This window comes from Acidobacteriota bacterium (assembly GCA_016184105.1).
GTDB lineage: Bacteria > Acidobacteriota > Vicinamibacteria > Vicinamibacterales > 2-12-FULL-66-21 > JACPDI01.
In genome coordinates this window covers 31,099-47,473 of record JACPDI010000041.1, presented here as the reverse complement: position 1 = coordinate 47,473, position 16,375 = coordinate 31,099, and the positions used below count along the sequence as shown (strand labels likewise).

General features: G+C 66.8%; 18 protein-coding genes. 5 read left to right on the top strand and 13 right to left on the bottom strand.

Annotated elements, in window-relative coordinates; genetic code table 11:
* From HYU53_15435 to traF, 3 genes are all read right to left on the bottom strand, one after another.
* A partial coding sequence (locus tag HYU53_15435) for a PilT/PilU family type 4a pilus ATPase (protein MBI2222587.1) occupies positions 1–714 on the bottom strand: 714 nt, incomplete at its 3' end.
* Between the two features lie 53 nt (positions 715–767).
* Positions 768–2,531 carry a type IV-A pilus assembly ATPase PilB gene (pilB, locus tag HYU53_15430; GenBank protein MBI2222586.1) on the bottom strand — a complete coding sequence of 588 codons (1,764 nt, stop codon included), beginning with the start codon at positions 2,529–2,531 and terminating at the stop codon, positions 768–770.
* A 178-nt stretch (positions 2,532–2,709) separates the two neighbouring features.
* Positions 2,710–3,705 (bottom strand): conjugal transfer protein TraF, encoded by a 996-nt coding sequence (gene traF, locus HYU53_15425; protein ID MBI2222585.1) that lies wholly within the window; start codon positions 3,703–3,705, stop codon positions 2,710–2,712.
* 229 nt (positions 3,706–3,934) lie between these two features.
* On the opposite strand from traF, the gene HYU53_15420 reads away from it, so the two are divergent.
* The 4 genes from HYU53_15420 to HYU53_15405 are packed head-to-tail and all read left to right on the top strand — an operon-like array spanning position 3,935 to position 8,440.
* A complete protein-coding gene (locus tag HYU53_15420; protein ID MBI2222584.1) occupies positions 3,935–4,564 on the top strand; it encodes a YIP1 family protein in 630 nt (209 codons plus the stop codon).
* 3 nt (positions 4,565–4,567) lie between these two features.
* Positions 4,568–5,899: an efflux RND transporter periplasmic adaptor subunit gene (locus tag HYU53_15415; protein MBI2222583.1), complete on the top strand. Its 1,332-nt coding sequence runs from the start codon at positions 4,568–4,570 to the stop codon at positions 5,897–5,899.
* Between the two features lie 3 nt (positions 5,900–5,902).
* Positions 5,903–7,126 (top strand): ABC transporter permease, encoded by a 1,224-nt coding sequence (locus tag HYU53_15410; protein MBI2222582.1) that lies wholly within the window; start codon positions 5,903–5,905, stop codon positions 7,124–7,126.
* A 3-nt stretch (positions 7,127–7,129) separates the two neighbouring features.
* Positions 7,130–8,440 carry an ABC transporter permease gene (locus HYU53_15405; protein MBI2222581.1) on the top strand — a complete coding sequence of 437 codons (1,311 nt, stop codon included), beginning with the start codon at positions 7,130–7,132 and terminating at the stop codon, positions 8,438–8,440.
* 87 nt (positions 8,441–8,527) lie between these two features.
* On the opposite strand, the gene HYU53_15400 is transcribed toward HYU53_15405, so the two are convergent.
* Positions 8,528–8,929 carry a response regulator gene (locus HYU53_15400; GenBank protein ID MBI2222580.1) on the bottom strand — a complete coding sequence of 134 codons (402 nt, stop codon included), beginning with the start codon at positions 8,927–8,929 and terminating at the stop codon, positions 8,528–8,530.
* Between the two features lie 217 nt (positions 8,930–9,146).
* Here HYU53_15400 and HYU53_15395 point away from each other — a divergent pair, with 217 nt between their 5' ends.
* On the top strand, positions 9,147–11,159 hold the full coding sequence (locus tag HYU53_15395) for an elongation factor G (protein ID MBI2222579.1): 2,013 nt from the start codon (positions 9,147–9,149) through the stop codon (positions 11,157–11,159).
* An 83-nt stretch (positions 11,160–11,242) separates the two neighbouring features.
* On the opposite strand, the gene rplQ is transcribed toward HYU53_15395, so the two are convergent.
* The 9 genes from rplQ to HYU53_15350 form a co-directional block, all read right to left on the bottom strand.
* Entirely contained in the window at positions 11,243–11,866 is a 624-nt protein-coding gene (rplQ, locus tag HYU53_15390) for a 50S ribosomal protein L17 (GenBank protein MBI2222578.1), read from the bottom strand.
* Between the two features lie 39 nt (positions 11,867–11,905).
* Positions 11,906–12,886 carry a DNA-directed RNA polymerase subunit alpha gene (locus HYU53_15385; GenBank protein MBI2222577.1) on the bottom strand — a complete coding sequence of 327 codons (981 nt, stop codon included), beginning with the start codon at positions 12,884–12,886 and terminating at the stop codon, positions 11,906–11,908.
* A 101-nt stretch (positions 12,887–12,987) separates the two neighbouring features.
* Positions 12,988–13,617 (bottom strand): 30S ribosomal protein S4, encoded by a 630-nt coding sequence (gene rpsD / locus HYU53_15380; protein ID MBI2222576.1) that lies wholly within the window; start codon positions 13,615–13,617, stop codon positions 12,988–12,990.
* 27 nt (positions 13,618–13,644) lie between these two features.
* The gene (gene rpsK / locus HYU53_15375) at positions 13,645–14,097 is read right to left on the bottom strand and encodes a 30S ribosomal protein S11 (protein ID MBI2222575.1); all 453 of its coding nucleotides are present in this window, start codon (positions 14,095–14,097) and stop codon (positions 13,645–13,647) included.
* 2 nt (positions 14,098–14,099) lie between these two features.
* Positions 14,100–14,474 carry a 30S ribosomal protein S13 gene (gene rpsM, locus HYU53_15370; protein ID MBI2222574.1) on the bottom strand — a complete coding sequence of 125 codons (375 nt, stop codon included), beginning with the start codon at positions 14,472–14,474 and terminating at the stop codon, positions 14,100–14,102.
* Positions 14,475–14,574: 100 nt separating this feature from the next.
* Positions 14,575–14,688 carry a 50S ribosomal protein L36 gene (gene rpmJ, locus HYU53_15365; protein ID MBI2222573.1) on the bottom strand — a complete coding sequence of 38 codons (114 nt, stop codon included), beginning with the start codon at positions 14,686–14,688 and terminating at the stop codon, positions 14,575–14,577.
* Positions 14,685–14,855, bottom strand: a complete 171-nt coding sequence (gene infA / locus HYU53_15360; protein MBI2222572.1) for a translation initiation factor IF-1 — start codon at positions 14,853–14,855, stop codon at positions 14,685–14,687. Before infA ends, rpmJ begins: the two co-directional genes overlap by 4 nt.
* 48 nt (positions 14,856–14,903) lie before the next feature.
* Complete coding sequence (gene map, locus HYU53_15355) at positions 14,904–15,692, bottom strand: type I methionyl aminopeptidase (protein ID MBI2222571.1); 789 nt, start codon at positions 15,690–15,692, stop codon at positions 14,904–14,906.
* Positions 15,689–16,375 carry an adenylate kinase gene (locus HYU53_15350; GenBank protein ID MBI2222570.1) on the bottom strand — a complete coding sequence of 229 codons (687 nt, stop codon included), beginning with the start codon at positions 16,373–16,375 and terminating at the stop codon, positions 15,689–15,691. The genes map and HYU53_15350 overlap by 4 nt, the downstream gene beginning before the upstream one ends.

Below are 16,375 nucleotides of genomic sequence, written 5' to 3'. Positions count from 1 at the left end.
GATCGTCTGCGCCGCCGAGTTCGTGTGCAGCGTTCCAAATGTAAGATGGCCCGTCTCCGCGATCCTCAGGGCCGCCTCGATCGTCTCCAGGTCGCGCATCTCGCCGATGAGCACGATGTCCGGGTCCTCGCGCAGCGCGGCCCGTAGCGCCGCCGTGAACGAGTTCGTGTCGCTGTGCAGCTCGCGCTGGTTCACCACGCACGACTTGTGCGGGTGGATGTACTCGATCGGGTCCTCGATCGTGAGGATATGGTCGTGGCGCTCGTTGTTGATCTTGTCGATCATCGCGGCCAGGGTCGTGGACTTGCCGCTCCCGGTCGGGCCGGTGACGAGCACCAGGCCGCGCGGCCGCTCGGCCAGCGTCGCAATGACCGCCGGCAGCCCCAGCTCCTCGAATGTCTTGATGCGCTCGGGAATGACACGGTACACCGCGGCCACGGCGCCGCGCTGGTTGAACACGTTGCACCGGAAACGCGCCAGCCCGCGGATCCCGAACGAGAAGTCCAGCTCCAGGCTTTCCTCGAACCGTTTCTTCTGCGAGTCGGTGAGCACGCTGTAGGCGAGCTGCTTGGTCTCGGCCGGCGTCAGCACGGGCAGATCCAGCGGCTGGAGCTTGCCGTGAATCCGTATCTGCGGCGGCGTGTTCGTGGTCAGGTGCAGGTCGGACCCGTCCAGGTCAACCAGCGCTTTCAACAGATCCGGAAGTGTCGCCATGCCTGTTTGCCTTTTCCCTTTTTCCTTGTCCCTTGTCCCTTGTGCCGTGTGCCTTACCTGACCGTCTCCCGCACGACCTCTTCGATCGTCGTGACACCCTCTTTGACCTTCAGCAGCCCGCTGCGGCGGAGCGAAATCATGCCTTCCTCCACCGCCTTCTTCCGCAGCTCGAGCCCGGAGGCGCCGACCAGGATCAGCTCGCGCAGTTCGTCGGTGATCTCCATCACCTCGTACAGGCCGACGCGTCCCTTGTACCCGGTGCCGTTGCACTTCTCGCAGCCGGCCCCCTTCTTCGGGACGACGTGCTTCGCCTCCTCCGCCGTGAAGCCCGCCTCCTTCAGTCCCTCGGCCGGCAGCGCGTGGTCTTCCTTGCAGTTGGAGCACACGCGCCGCACGAGGCGCTGCGCGCAAATCAGGTTGACGGAACTGGCCACCAGGAACGGCTCGATGCCCATGTTCATCAGGCGGTTGATCGTGCTCGGCGCGTCGTTGGTGTGCAGCGTGGAGAGCACGAGGTGGCCCGTGAGCGCCGCCTTCACGGCGATTTCCGCCGTTTCGAAATCGCGGATCTCGCCGACCAGGATGATGTTCGGGTCCTGCCGGAGGAAGGAACGCAGCGCCGCGGCGAAGTTCAGCCCGATGTTCTCGCGGATCTGCACCTGGTTGACCCCCACGAGGTTGAACTCGACGGGGTCTTCGGCCGTCATGATGTTCGTTTCCGACGTGTTGATCTTGGAGATCGAGGAGTAGAGCGTGTTCGTCTTGCCGCTGCCCGTCGGACCGGTGACGAGCACCATGCCCCACGGCTTCAGGATCGCCGTCTCGAACTTCTTGAGCGACTCCGCCTCGAAGCCCAGCCTCGTCATGTCGAGCATGAGCTTGTCCTTGTCGAGGAGCCGGAGCACGATCTTCTCGCCGAACAGCGTGGGCAGGCACGAGACGCGGAAGTCGATTTCCTTCTGGCCGACGTTGTCGGCAAACCGGATCTTGATGCGGCCGTCCTGCGGCAGCCGCTTCTCGGCGATGTCGAGCTTCGCCATGATCTTGAGGCGCGACGTGATCGCGTCGCGGAACTTCATGGCGGTCTGCATGATGTTGTAGAGGATGCCGTCGATCCGGAACCGGACCCGGAACTCCTTCTCGTACGGCTCGATGTGGATGTCGCTGGCGCCCTTCTGGATGGCGGAGATCAGCATCAGGTTCACGAGCCGGATGACCGGCGCCTCGCCGCTCTGCTTCTCCAGCGCCCCGACGTCGATCTGGTCCAGCTCCTCGAGCACCTCGACGTCTTCGTCGCCGACCTGCGACACCTCCTCGAGCGCCCTGGTCGCGAACTCGAGCGAGACGCCCTGGCCCTGCCCGTCCCCCTTCGCCCCGCCCGCGGGGGCAGCCGCCGCAATGTAGTACTTCGAAATCGCATCCAGAACCGCGGTTTCCGACGCCACGACGGGCTCGACGTTGTAGCCCGTCATGAACTTGATGTCGTCCATGGCGAACACGTTCGTCGGGTCCGTCATCGCAATGGTCAGCGTGGCGCCGGCGCGCGAGAGCGGAATGATCTGGTACTTGTGCGCCGTGTCGGACGGAACCAGCTTGATGACGGTCGGATCGATGTCGAACTGGTGCAGGTTGATGGAGGGAACGCCGTACTGCTTCGAGAGGAGCGCCGTGATCTCCTCGTCCTTGACGAACCCCAGCTTGACGAGATTGAACCCGAGCTTGCCGCCGTTCTGCTTCTGGTAGTTCAGCGCCTCCTGCAGCTGGGCAGGCGTGATGCGCTTCTCTTTGAGCAGCAGCTCGCCGATGCGGACAGCCATTTAGATGCGGACCACTCCCTCACGTGAAGGCGCGTTGTGCTCTGGGGAAAGGGTATTGTCGCCCGCTCTGACATTTTTTGTCAAGACAGAACAGTAATTGTCACCGCGTGCAAGTATGTGTAGATGCGGACGTTGGAGGTGCAGACGCCGGCCTTCAGGCCTGCGGACACCGGCGACCTTAGTACGCCACTCGCCCCGCCACCCCCCAACGGCTGTCATTGTCCTGGCCTTGGCTCCAAAACCCATCCACCCAGATGCCCGGCCGCACCGCGATGCTGCCGCCCAGGGCGAATACCCTTTCGCCCTCCGAGCGCGTCGTCGTGCGGACTCCTCCCCGGAGCGCAAATCGGGGCAGCCAGCGGCGCTCGATGCCAACCGCCACCCGGCGTCCGGCGAGGTCTTCGCGCTGCTCGGTCAAATCTACGTCGGCCGAGAGCGTCGTCTCCGCTCCGAGGGCAAGCGCAACGCCGGCGCGCGCCTGGCGCTCGAGCATGAACCTCTGGCCGTCCACCGCCCTGAACGACGGCTCTGCCAGGTGGCGCACGGTGAGCCCCGCCCGCAGCGCGCCGGCGTTCCAATGGATCCCCAGGTCGGCATCGAACCTGTTGGTCGCGCGCCCCACAAGGTCGGCTGCCCGGTCGAGCACCACGCCGGTTCCCCCCTCCACCTCCATCCCGGCGGCGGCCACGCCGCGGACGAATTTCAGCGTGGATCCGACGACGAGGGCGCTCGTGAGCGAGTGCGCCAGCGTCACTCCCGTCTGGTGCGTGACGAGCGACCGCACTGGGGTATTGCCGCTTTCTCGGCCGATCCGTTCGCCTGCTGCAGGCACAGCCGTGTACCGGGTTCGGTAGTACGAGAGGCCCAGCGGTGGAGTCGCGAGGGCGAACCCGGTCACGCTCTGGTCGATTGCCGAACGCGCCAGCCGCGACGGGTCGGGGTCCGGCTCACGGCGGCGCGCCTGTCTCTCCAGGATCAGGTTGAAGAACGGCCCGCTTGCCAGACCCGCCGGATTCCACCACGCCGCGGCCGCATCGTCTGCCACGGCAACAAAGGCCCCCCCCAGCCCGAGGGCGCGGACGCCGGCTTCCTCAAAAGGTTGGGCGAGTGCCCTTCCATCGCTGCCCAACAGCAGTGCCAAAACCGTCAGCAGCGTGCGTTTTTGTCGGGACATGAGGCCAGATTATCCGAAATCGAAACCGCCAGAACGGCCGCTTCGTATAACCATCTGGAGTACAATTTGGATGAGGGCTCCGCCTTGCGGGACCCGGCCTTTCTACTCACCCGAGAGACCCGCCATGCCGACATCACTCGCTGACACAGGGCCGAGCCCTGCCCGGTCTGGCGTTCTGGCCAGGCTTATCGGGATCGTTTTTTCTCCCCGCGCGACCTTCGAGCAGGTCGTGGCCCAGCCGAAATGGCTGGGCGCGATGGTCATCATCTTGCTGACGATGGGGGTCATTTCCTTCGTCTTCATGAGCACGGAGGTTGGGCAGGAGGCGGTGCTGGCCAAGCAGTTGGACAGCATGGAAGCCTTCGGGATGGAGGTCACCCCCGAAATCGAGTCCCGCCTCGAGCAGGGGATCGGGCGCGTGAAATATTTCGGCGTGCTCAACGGTCTGGCCTGGGGGCTGCTGCTGGCGGCGATCGCCGGCATCCTGTTCGTGGTGTTCAACGCGGCGCTGGGAGGCGCCGCGAGCTTCAAGCAGGTCTTCGCGGTCACGGTCTACTCGTCGGTCATCACGCTGGTGCAGCAGCTCTTTTCGACGCCGATCGCGTACGCGCGCGGGTCGCTCGACAGCTCCACGAACCTGGCGGTCTTCTTCCCGATGCTGGACGACACGTCGTTTTTCGCGCGCCTGCTCGGCACGATCGACCTGTTCTGGATCTGGTGGTTTGCCGTCCTGGCGATTGGCCTGGCGGTGCTGTACCGGCGCCGCACGCAGCCGATTCTCACGACGTTTCTGGGCATCTACGCGCTGATTGCGATTGTGATTGTGATTGCCGCGGTGATGGCCGGCCGTAACGGATAACTCATGAAGATGTCGCGGAACAAGATCATCATCGCCGTTGTCGTTGTTCTCGCCCTCGCAGCGATCGCGATTGCGAATCTCGCGTTCAGGCGGAACGACGCGGTCACCGTCGACGCGGAAGCCATCAGGCGGCACCGGCTCGAGGCGATTGTCTCGGCCTCGGGCAAGATCCAGCCGAAGCGCTCGGTCAACATCAGCGCCGACACGATGGGGCGCGTCGTCGACCTCGCGGTCGAGGAGGGCCAGAACGTCACGCGCGGCCAGTTCCTGCTGCAGATCGACCCGCGCAACCTGCAGACGCGCGTCGAGAGCGGCGAGGCGGGCGTCCGCGCCTCGCAGGCGCAGCTCGAGCAGATGCGCGTGGCGCTGGAATCGGCGCGCACCGCGTACACGCTCGCCCAGGATACGGTCGCGCGCCAGCGCGAGCTCTGGAAGCAGGGCCTCACGACGAAGGAAAACCTCGATCGCGCCGAGACCGAGGCGCGCCAGCGCGAAATCGAGGTGCGCAACCAGGAGAAGCAGATCGAAACGCTGCGCATCCGGGCCGGCCAGGAGCGCGCCAACCTCGCCAACGCGCGCTACGACCTGAGCAAGGTCCGGATCGAGTCGCCCATCGACGGCATCGTCACGCGGCGGAACATCGAGGAGGGGGAGACGGTCGTCATCGGGACGATGAACAACCCGGGGACGCAGCTGCTGACGATCGCCGACATGTCGATCATCGAGGCGGAAGTCGAGGTGGACGAGACCGACATCCCGAGCGTCAGGCTCGGGCAGCCCGCGAAGATCACGATTGACGCGATGCCGGACAGGACGTTTACCGGCAAGGTGACCGAGATCGGCAACAGCCCGATCCAGGCGGCGCAGACCGGGCAGCGGCAGGCGACCAACTTCAAGGTCGTCGTGACCGCGGACGCGCAGATCCCCGAAGTGCGCCCCGGGTTCACGTGCACGGCGGAGATCACGACGGCGACGCGCGAGAATGCCGTCGGCGTCCCCATCCAGGCGACGACCGTGCGCGAATTCACGGTGGACGAGCAGGGCCGCATCGTCCGCGAGCCCCGCGCCACGAAGACGCGGCGGCGTTCCTCCTCCGTGGGCGTGCAGGCGGCCGAACTCAAGGCGGGTCAGACGCGCAAGGAGATCGAAGGCGTGTTCCTCGTGCGCGAGGGCCGCGCCGAGTTCACGCCGGTCAAGACCGGCATCGCGGGCGAGAAGTACTTCGAGGTGCTCTCCGGGATCAAGGAAGGGGACCAGGTGATCACCGGGCCGTTCAGCTCGGTGAGAACGCTCGGCGACGGAGACGCGGTGAAGATCGAGACGAAGAAGAAGTAAGACGTGTATCAATTCCTCGAGTCGGCTCGCATCGCCCTGAACGCGGTCTGGGCGAACAAGCTGCGGTCGTTCCTCACGCTGCTCGGCAACATCGTGGCCGTGACGTCGATCATCGCGGTGGTGTCGCTCATCCAGGGCATGAACGGCTACGTGACCGACGTCATCCTGAGCGACGTCGGCGCCGACTCGTTTTCGGTGCAGCGCTACCCCATCACCCGCAGCGACGAGGACTTCGACAAGGTCCGGAACAACCCGCGGATCACCCTCGAGGACGCGGCCGCGATCCGCCGCTTCAGCTCCAACATCTCGGCGGTGATGGCCGAGGCGGGCGCCCAGGCGGAGATCCGCTATCGCGACAAGAAGCTGGACGCGGTCCGCACGCGCGGCGTCTCGCGCGACTACGTGTACTTCTCCGGGTACGACATGGAGAAGGGGCGGCTGATCAGCCCGAGCGAGAACGATCGCAACCGCAACGTCGTCATCCTCGGGTACGACACGGCGGACAAGCTGTTCGGACCGCAGGACCCGTTGGAGAGGATCGTCACGATCGAGGGCATCCACTTCCGCGTGCTCGGCGTTGCCGAGAAGAAGGGATCCGCCTTTGGCCACTCGCAGGACGAGTTCGCGCTGATCCCGCTCGGCGCCTGGTTCAAGCTGTTCGGGTCGCGCCGCAGCCTCGACCTGACCGTCAAGCCGAAGAACCCCGAGGTCCTCGCGGCGGCCATGGACGATGCGATCGTCGCGCTGCGGGCGTCGCGCCGGCTGCGCGCGCGGCAGGACGACAACTTCGGCATGTTCACGTCCGACACGCTGCTGGACATCTACCACTCGGCCACCAACGGCATCTTTGCGGTGCTCATCGGGGTCGTCGCGCTGTCGCTGGTGGTGGGCGGCATCGTGATCATGAACATCATGCTGATGGTCGTCACCGAGCGCACGTCGGAGATCGGCCTGCGCAAGGCGCTCGGCGCGCGGCGCCGGGACATCACCTGGCAGATCCTCACCGAGTCGATCACGCTGTCCACGGTGGGCGGCGTGGCCGGCATCTTCCTGGGCTTCGTCCTCGCCCGGATCGTCAGCACGCTGACGCCGATCCCCTCGGCGGTCGAACCGTGGTCGGTCGTGCTGGGGCTCTCCATTACCGCGGGCGTGGGCCTGTTCTTCGGCCTGTACCCCGCCATGCGCGCGGCGCGCCTCGACCCGATCGAGGCCTTGCGGAGGGAGTAGCGCGTGGCGATCCGGGCCGGGCTTCTCGACGAGATCGTCCGCATGGCGTTCGACACGGTGCGCACCAACAAGATGCGGTCCGGGCTGACGATCCTCGGCATCGTGATCGGCATCACCGCGCTGGTCGGCATGACCGCCGTGATCAAGGGCTTCGACGAGTCGATGCGGGACATGTTCCGCGAGCTCGGGCCCAAGACGCTGTTCGTCCAGAAATTCGGCGCCGTCAGCATGACGCAAGGCAAGGCGTTCGCGGACCTGATCAAGCGCCCCACGCTCAGCGTCGCCGACGCGAAGGCGATCGAGCGCGAGTCGGAGACGCTCGACCGCGTGGACGTCTGGATCGGCGCGTGGGGCATCGCCACCCAGGAGCGGATCTTCTACCGGAACAAGCGGACCAAGCCGCTCGTCGTGTTCGGCGCGACCCAGAACTTCGCGGCCGTGAACTTCGTGAAGCTCGACATGGGGCGGTTCTTCAACGACGGCGAGGTGCAGCGCCGCCGCCAGGTCGTGGTCCTCGGCCGCACCGCGTTCGAGTCGCTCTTCGACAACATCGACCCGCTCGAGAAGGTCGTCCGGATCGGCAGCGACGAGTACACCGTCGTCGGCGTGCTCGGCAAGCGCCCGAGCCCGGGGGGCTTCAACGTCGGCGCGGATGACTTCGTCGTCGTGCCGTACACCACCCACCAGAAGTTCTACGGACAGGTCGGAAACGACCGGCTCCGCTTCCGCGGCGTCGCCACCAACGCCAGTGCCATGCGCAGCGCGATGATCGCCGTCGTCCCCCGCGAGAACGCGACGCGCGACGAGGCGATCGCCGAAGTCCGCAGCATCATGCGCGCGCGGCACAACCTGCGGCTCGACCAGGAGGACGACTTCGACATCGTCACGCAGGAGGCGGGCATGAAGATCTGGGACAAGTTCAGCCAGGCCATCTTCCTGGCGCTGGTGGTGATCTCTTCAATCGCGTTGATGGTGGGGGGCATCGGCGTCACCGCCATCATGACGATCTCGGTGACAGAGCGCACGCGCGAGATCGGCCTGCGCAAGGCGCTCGGCGCGCGCCGGCAGGAGGTCCTCTGGCAGTTCCTGTTCGAGGCCGTCTTCCTGACCTGCGTGGGCGGCCTGATCGGGATCCTGCTGGGCAGCGCCATCGGCGTCGCCGTGCACTACTTCACCGGCTTCCCCGTGTTCCTTCCCTGGTGGTCCTTCGCGCTCGGGTTCGCCTTCTCCGCGATCGTCGGGATCTTCTTCGGCATGTATCCCGCGCTCCGCGCCTCGCGGCTCGATCCCATCGAAGCGCTGCGGTACGAGTAGGCTCACCACGGAACTCGCGGGAGCCGCCCGCCCTGAAGGCTCCTCCTGCGGGTTCCGCGGATGCTGTGGTGGACATCCGGGATCGGCCTACTGCGGCTGGTCCCGTCCCAGGAGCTGGTCCAGGAACTTGATCAGGACGTCCAGGCTTTCGGGCTTCGCGAACAGAAATCCGCGTTCGCGGGTCACCTCGCGCTCTTCTTCGTCGCTGAGGACCGCTCCGGTCAGGATGATGACCGGCACGGTGGCCAGGGGCGCTTCACGCCGCAGCATTCGCAACACGTCAAGGCCCGTGAGCGTCTCCGGCAGGCGCACGTCCAGGATGACGGCGTCCACCGGACCCCGGCGCAGCGCGGCAAGCGCCTCGCCCGCCGTCGCGGCTTCCACCGGCCGATAGCCGTACTTCGTCAGAAACCGGCGCAGCAACGCCCGCGCAATCGGCTCGTCGTCGAGGACGACGACGGAAGGCGTCAGGGGGGCCGGAGCTGTCATGGCTCGACAGCAGGGTACCGCCAAAGGTCGGTCGGAGCCAAACCTGAGCTTCGGAAAACCCGCCGCCGGGGACCCCTCTGCGCGCTTGAGTACGCCCTCCGGGGTCGCATACGATCTGACGTGACACCCCTGATTTCCGGGACCGACATGAACTGATAACCGGCAGCCGATCGCTGAGAGCTGACACCCTGCCTGCGTCAGCTCGGAGGGTACCCCTATGAAGGTTTACGACGCGGGAAGCCTGCGCAACGTCGCCCTTGTCGGACACAGCGGCGCCGGCAAGACCCAGCTCGCTTCCACCCTGCTCTTCACCGCCGCCGCCGTCACGCGCCACGGGAAAGTGGACGACGGGACGACGGTCACCGACTACGACGACGAGGAAATCGCCCGCAAGCACACGCTCTCCGCCAGCCTCGCGTTCGCCGAGTGGCAGAAGACCAAAATCAATTTCGTGGACACGCCGGGCATGGCCAACTTCCTCAGCGAAGCCCGCGCCGCGCTGCGCGTCTGCGACTGCGCGCTCGTGGTCGTGGATGCCGTCTCGGGCGCGCAGGTCACGACCGAAAAGACCTGGGCCGTCGCCGAGGAATACGACGTGCCGCGCATCGTCGTGCTGAACCGGCTGGATCGCGAGCGCGCCAACCTCGACCGCGCGCTGGCCAGCATGCACGAGGCATTCGGGCGCTCGGTGGTCCCCGTGCAGCTCCCAATCGGCGAAGAGAAGGATTTCAGAGGGGTTGTCGACCTGCTGTCGATGAAGGCGGTGACCTTCTCGGGGGGCAAGCCGCAGGAATCCGAGATTCCGGCCGGCATGGCCGACCAGGCGAAGGCCGCCCGCGAAGCGCTCATCGAGATGGTCGCGGAGGCCGACGACACCCTCATGGAGAAGTTCTTCGAGGCCGGCACGCTCACGCAGGAAGAGCTCGCCGGCGGCCTCAAGCGCGGCGTGCTCGCGCGCCGCATCTTCCCCATGCTGTGCGCGTCGGCGATCGAGAACGTCGGCAGCCAGGCGCTGCTCGACGCGGTCGTCTCGCTGGCCCCCTCGCCGCTGGAGCGCGCCCTGAAGGGGGTGAAGATCAAGGGAGGCGAGGAGGTTGACCTGCCGGTCAACGACAGCGCGCCCTGCGCCGCGTTTGTGTGGAAGACGATGGCGGATCCCTTCGCAGGACGCATCACGATGTTCCGCGTCCTGTCCGGCAGCCTGAAGTCGGATGCGACCGTTCAGAACGTCACGCGCGACACGCAGGAGCGGCTTGGCAGCCAGGAGACCACCACCAACGACACGCTCGGCGAGAAGACCGCCACCGCGACACTCCCGGCCATCACGTTCCCGGAGCCCGTCATCTCGTATGCGATCGAGCCGAAGAGCCGCGGCGACGAGGACAAGATCAGCACCTCGTTGCACCGCCTCCAGGAGGAAGATCCGACGATCGCCTACACGCGCGATCCGCAGACGAAGGAACTGCTGCTCGCCGGGCAGGGCCAGATGCACATCGAGGTCACGGTGGCGAAGCTCAAGCGCCGCTTCGGCGTCGAGGTCAACCTCAAGCTGCCTCGCATCCCGTACCGCGAGACGATCACGGTGGCCACCGACGCGCACGGCCGCCACAAGAAGCAGACGGGCGGCCACGGCCAGTTCGGCGACTGCAAGATCACCGTCGAGCCGCTGCCGCGCGGGAGCGACTTCGAATTCGTGGACGACATTTTTGGGGGGTCCATCCCGAGGCAGTTCATCCCGGCCGTCGAGAAGGGCATCCAGGACACGCGCATGCGCGGCTACCTCGCCGGTTACCCGGTCGTGGACTTCCGCGTGCGGCTGACCGACGGCCAGTTCCACGCGGTGGACTCGAACGAGCTGTCGTTCAAGATGGCCGGGTCGCTCGCGTTCAAGGACGCGATGTCGCGGGCGCGGCCGACGCTGCTCGAGCCGATCATGGATGTCGAGATCTACGCGCCCAGCGACTACGCGGGCGACCTGATGGGGGACATCAACGGCCGTCGCGGCCGCGTCCAGGGCATGGAGCAGCGCGGCTCGATGACCGTGGTCAAGGCGCAGGTGCCGATGGCCGAGATGCTGACCTACGAGCAGCACCTCACGTCAGCCACCGGTGGGCGCGGCTCGTACCACATGGAGTACTCGCACTACGAGGAGGTGCCGGCGCACCTGCACGGCAAGATCATCGCCGCGTCGAAGGCGGAACGCGGGCAGGAGGCGGCGGAAGAAGTCTGACCGAGGCCTGAATTGGAGGATTGGAGGATTTGATTTGAGAGCAGCCGATTCTCAAATCACCAATCCTCCAATCCTCAAATTGTCTACTGTCCGCGCTTGGACCCGCCCGTCTTGGCCTTTCCGCGGGTCGGCCCGGCCTTCTTGGATTTGGCGGCCTTGGCCTGGCGCGCCTCGGCGGCTTCCGCCGCGTCGGCGGTTTCCGCCTTGTCCTTCCGGCCGCCGCGCAGCCGATCGGCCGCGGCCCTGAGCCGGCCGCCGACCCCCTTCGACTTGGACTTCTCGGCCTCGCCGCTTTCCTTCGCGGCCTCTTCGGCCTTCGGATCGTACTCGCTGCCGACAAGCTCCACCTGCGCGACGGCCGCCGAGTCGCCGCGCCGGTGTCCGAGCTTCAGGATGCGGGTGTAACCGCCCGGCCGCTCCGCGAAGCGGGGCGCGATGGTCTCGAACAGCTTCGACACGATGTCGTTGTCGTGGATATCGCGCGCGACGAGCCGGCGCGCCGTCACGACGCGCACGGTCTCGCCGTCGGCGAGACCGCGCTTCGCGATGGTGATCAGGCGCTCGACGAACGGGCGCAGCTCCTTGGCCTTGGGCACCGTCGTCTCGATCCGCTCGTGGCGGATGAGAGCCTGCGCCTGGTTCCGCAGCAGCGCGATGCGGTGCTCGGTGACCCGTCCCAGCTTTCGTTGTCCAACTCTATGACGCATGTCTGTATCTCTGTAGCGGCCAGTGGCCACTACGCGTAACTATTCCTGCGCATGCGTGGGCTGGTCGAGCCGCATCCCGAGGCTCAGGCCCATGCTGGACAGGATTTCCTTGATCTCGTTCAGCGACTTGCGGCCGAAGTTCTTCGTCTTCAGCATCTCGCCTTCGGTCTTCTGCACCAGCTCGCGGATCGTGCGGATGTTCGCGTTCTTGAGGCAGTTGTACGACCGGACGGACAGCTCCAGCTCCTCGACCGACTTGTCCAGGTTCTCGTTGAGCACCGTGCGCGGCTGCTCCGCGGCGGCCTCGCCGGTCGCCTCGTCGACGTCCTCGAGGCTGATGAAGATGCTGAGGTGATCGCGCACCAGCCGCGCCGCCTGCGACACCGCCTCGCGCGGCGTGATGGCGCCGTTGGTCCAGACGTCGAGCGTCAGCTTGTCGTAGTCCGTGGTCTGCCCCAGGCGCGCCGCCTCGACGAGGTAGTTCACCTTCTTGATCGGCGAGTGCACCGAGTCGATCGGGATCCACCCGATGCCGAGGTCCTCGTCGAAGTTCTTGTCGGCCGCGACGTACCCGCGCCCGCGTTTCACGCGCAGCTCCATCACGAGCCTGCCGCCTTCGCTCACCGTGGCGATGTGGGCATCGGGCTCGAGGATCTCGATGTCGGCGTCGGTCTGGATGTCGCGCGCGCGCACCTCGCCCGGCTTCTCGACGCGGACGTACAGCGTCTTGGGCTGATCGACGTGCATCTTCAGCGGGATCTGCTTCAGGTTCAGGATGATGTCCGTCGCGTCCTCGACGACACCCGGAATCGGCGAGAACTCGTGCAGGACGCCGTCGATCTTGACGGCCGTCACCGCCGCACCCTCGATCGACGACAGCAGCACGCGGCGGACGCTGTTGCCAATCGTGGTTCCGAAGCCGCGTTCGAACGGCTGCGCGTAGAACCGGCCGAACCGGTCCGTCAGGGTCTCGCGCTCAACCTCCAGCCGCTTGGGCCGCTGGAAACCTTTCCACAGCATGTTCTTAGATCCTCTCTGACGATCACGATCATCGGCGGGCCTGAAGGCCCGCCGCTACACGTGCACGTGTGGCCGCCGGCCTTGAGGCCGGCGGGGCACCGTTACTTCGAATACAACTCGACGATCAGCTGCTCCTGCACCGGCAGGTTGATCTGCTCGCGCGTCGGGAGCGACATCACGCGGCCCGACAGGTTCGACGGATCGAACTGCAGCCACTCGGGAATGCCGCGCCCCTTCACCTCTTCCATCGCGTGCGCGAGCACCGCGCTCTGCGCGCCGGCCCCTTTCACGCTGATCACGTCGCCCGCCTTCACCGAGTACGACGGCACGTCCACCTTCTTGCCGTTGACGAAGAAGTGGCCGTGGCGCACCAGCTGGCGCGCCTGCGGGCGCGAGGTGGCGAGGCCGAGGCGGTAGATCACGTTGTCGAGCCGCCGCTCGAGGAGCTGCAGCAGCGTCTCGCCGGTGATCCCGCGCGTCCGCTCCGCCGTCTCGAAGTAGCGGCGGAACTGGTTCTCGAGAACGCCGTAGATGCGCTTGACCTTCTGCTTCTCGCGCAGCTGCAGCCCGTACCCCACGAGCTTCGCCTTGCGCGCCTTCCCGTGCTGGCCTGGCGGCAGATTGCGCTTTTCGATCGCGCACTTCTCCGTGTAGCACCGCTCTCCCTTCAGGAAGAGCTTCATGCCTTCACGCCGGCACAGCCGGCAAACGGGACCAATGTAACGAGCCATTCTTCTTCCTTGCTGTAGTGGTCAGTGTCAGACCCGCCGCCGCTTCGGCGGCCGGCATCCGTTGTGCGGGATCGGCGTCACGTCGCGGATCGACTTCACGTCGATCCCGACCGTCTGCAGCGCCCGGATCGCCGACTCGCGCCCCGCCCCCGGGCCCTTGACCCGCACCTCGACGCTGCGCAGCCCGAACGTCTTGGCCGCGTTGCCGGCGGCGATCGCCGCCTGCGTGGCGGCGAACGGCGTGCCCTTGCGCGACCCCTTGAAGCCGATCGCGCCCGCGCTCGACCACGAGATGACCGACCCGTCCGGATCGGTGATCGTGATGATCGTGTTGTTGAACGATGCCTGGATCATCGCGTAGCCGTGGTGCACCACGCGCTTCTCGCCGCGCTTCTTGAACGTCTTCTTGCGCTTGCCGGCAGGCTTCTTTCCACCTTCCGGCGTGACTGCCGCGTCGGTCTGCGGTTCTGTCTTTGCCATCGCTACACCGTCTTCTTCTTCGCCACTGCACCGCGCCGCGGGCCCTTGCGGGTCCGCGCATTGGTGCGCGTGCGCTGGCCGCGCACCGGCAGGTTGCGGCGGTGCCGCAGCCCGCGGAAGCTGCCAATCTCCATCAGCCGCTTGATGTTCATCGAGACTTCCTTGCGAAGGTCCCCTTCGACCCCGCCCTGCTCCTCGATGACCCGGCTGATCTTCCGCACGTCGTCTTCCGACAGATCCTTCACGCGGACGTCCGGGCTGACGCCCGCCGCGCCCAGGATGTCGTTCGACCGCTTGCGGCCGATGCCGTAGATGTACGTGAGGCCGACTTCAACGCGCTTGGTGCGCGGAAGATCGACGCCTGCTATGCGTGCCATGCTTCTCGATCCTTGTAGTGGTCAGTGGTCAGTGCTCAGTCGTCAGTGGTCAGTCGTCGTCGCTTTACCGGCCACTGATCACCGGCCACCGGCCGCTGATCTATCCCTGCCGCTGCTTGTGCTTCTGGTTCGTGCAGATCACCCGGACGACGCCGCGCCGCCGGACGACCTTGCAGTTCGCGCAGATGCGCTTTACCGATGCTCGTACCTTCATAACAGTTTCTTCACGATCCTCCCGCGCTTCGCGTCGCGCGGCGATAGCTCGACCCGTACCCGGTCGCCCACGAGCAGCCGCACGAAGTTGCGGTGCGGGCCGCCGGGCGCGTGCGCGGTCACCTCGTGGTGCCCGTCAAGCTCCACGCGGTAGAGCGCGTATTCCAGCTGCTCCCGGACGGTCCCGTCGACTTCCGTCCTCGTCGTGACGCCCGCCTATTGCCGCGCCCGCGCCGCGAGCCGGTGCGCCTGGCCGTTCCGCCTCGTCAGGATCAGCGGGCCGTCGCCCGTGATCGCGACCGTGTGCTCGAAGTGCGCCGACAGGCTGCCGTCCCGCGTGACCGCGGTCCAGCCATCGGGCAGCACCTTCACGCTGGCGCGCCCCGCGTTCACCATCGGCTCGATCGCGAGCACCATGCCCTCGACCAGCCGCGGCCCGCGGCCCGCCTGGCCGTAGTTCGGAATCTGCGGCTCCTCGTGGAGCTTCGTGCCGATCCCGTGCCCCACGAACTCGCGCACCACGGAAAACCCGTGCTGCTCGACCCAGTCCTGGATCGCGTGGCCGATGTCCGACAGCCGCCCGCCGATCCGCGCCGCGTCGATGCCGCGATACAGCGCCTCTTCCGTCACGCGCAGCAGGTCCGACGCCTGCGCGCTGATCCGGCCGACGCCGACGGTCACCGCCGAGTCGCCGTAGAACCCGTCGAGGAGCACGCCCATGTCGAGCGAGATGACGTCGCCGTCGGCCAGGCGCCGCTGGTCCGACGGGATGCCGTGGACCACTTCCTCGTTCACCGACGCGCACAGCGTGGCCGGATATCCGCGGTACCCTTTGAACGCCGGCACCGCCCCGGCCTCGCGCACGCGCTTCTCGGCGATCCGATCCAGCTCCGCGGTCGTCACGCCCGGCTGCGCATGCGACGCGAGGTCGGCGAGGATCTCCGCCACCAGCGCGTTCGCCGTGCTCATCCGCTGCAGCTCGGCCGCCGACTTGCAGACGATCACATCAGCTCCGCCGCGCCGTCCGCGCCGCTTGGCCGCCTGGTCCCCGCCGCCTGCGCCTCGCACACCGCCTGCCGGAGCGCCGCCGCGACGGCGTCCTGCGCCTGGTTGCCGTTCAGCACGCGAAAGGTCGGCCGCGACCGGTAATACTCGACCAGCGGGCGGGTCTGCCGCTCGTAGACCTGCAGGCGCTCCCGCACGACCTCGGCGCCATCGTCGCTCCTGACGAGCAGCTCGCCGCCGCACCGCGGGCAGTTCACCGTGCCGTCCGCCGTGGTCGTCAAGCCGCAGCGGTTGCAGACGCGCCGTTGTGCGGTGCGCCGCACCAGCTCCTCGGTCGGCACCCGGAACTCGATGACGAGCAGCGACGGCCGCCCCTCCATCATCGCGTCGAGCGCCTCGGCCTGCGCCACCGTGCGCGGGAAGCCGTCGAGGATGAACCCGCGCGCGACGTCCGGGCGCGACAACCGCTCCCGCACAATCGCGATCATGACGTCGTCGCTGACGAGCTGGCCGGCGTCCATCGCGCGCTTCGCGATGCGCCCCACGTCGGTCCCCGCAGCAACCGCCTCGCGCAGGATGTCTCCCGTCGAGATCTTCGGGATCCCCTCCTCGCGTGCGAACCGCTCCGCCTGGGTGCCCTTGCCGGCACCCGGGGGGCCCAGGATGATCAGGTTGCGCGACAC

Coding starts and splice junctions, on each gene's coding strand:
- pilB (MBI2222586.1), bottom strand. CDS start 2,531: ATGGCTGTCCGCATCGGCGAGCTGCTGCTCAAAGAGAAGCGCATCACG.
- traF (MBI2222585.1), bottom strand. CDS start 3,705: ATGTCCCGACAAAAACGCACGCTGCTGACGGTTTTGGCACTGCTGTTG.
- HYU53_15415 (MBI2222583.1), top strand. CDS start 4,568: ATGAAGATGTCGCGGAACAAGATCATCATCGCCGTTGTCGTTGTTCTC.
- HYU53_15400 (MBI2222580.1), bottom strand. CDS start 8,929: ATGACAGCTCCGGCCCCCCTGACGCCTTCCGTCGTCGTCCTCGACGAC.
- HYU53_15395 (MBI2222579.1), top strand. CDS start 9,147: ATGAAGGTTTACGACGCGGGAAGCCTGCGCAACGTCGCCCTTGTCGGA.
- rplQ (MBI2222578.1), bottom strand. CDS start 11,866: ATGCGTCATAGAGTTGGACAACGAAAGCTGGGACGGGTCACCGAGCAC.
- HYU53_15385 (MBI2222577.1), bottom strand. CDS start 12,886: ATGCTGTGGAAAGGTTTCCAGCGGCCCAAGCGGCTGGAGGTTGAGCGC.
- rpsD (MBI2222576.1), bottom strand. CDS start 13,617: ATGGCTCGTTACATTGGTCCCGTTTGCCGGCTGTGCCGGCGTGAAGGC.
- rpsK (MBI2222575.1), bottom strand. CDS start 14,097: ATGGCAAAGACAGAACCGCAGACCGACGCGGCAGTCACGCCGGAAGGT.
- rpsM (MBI2222574.1), bottom strand. CDS start 14,474: ATGGCACGCATAGCAGGCGTCGATCTTCCGCGCACCAAGCGCGTTGAA.
- rpmJ (MBI2222573.1), bottom strand. CDS start 14,688: ATGAAGGTACGAGCATCGGTAAAGCGCATCTGCGCGAACTGCAAGGTC.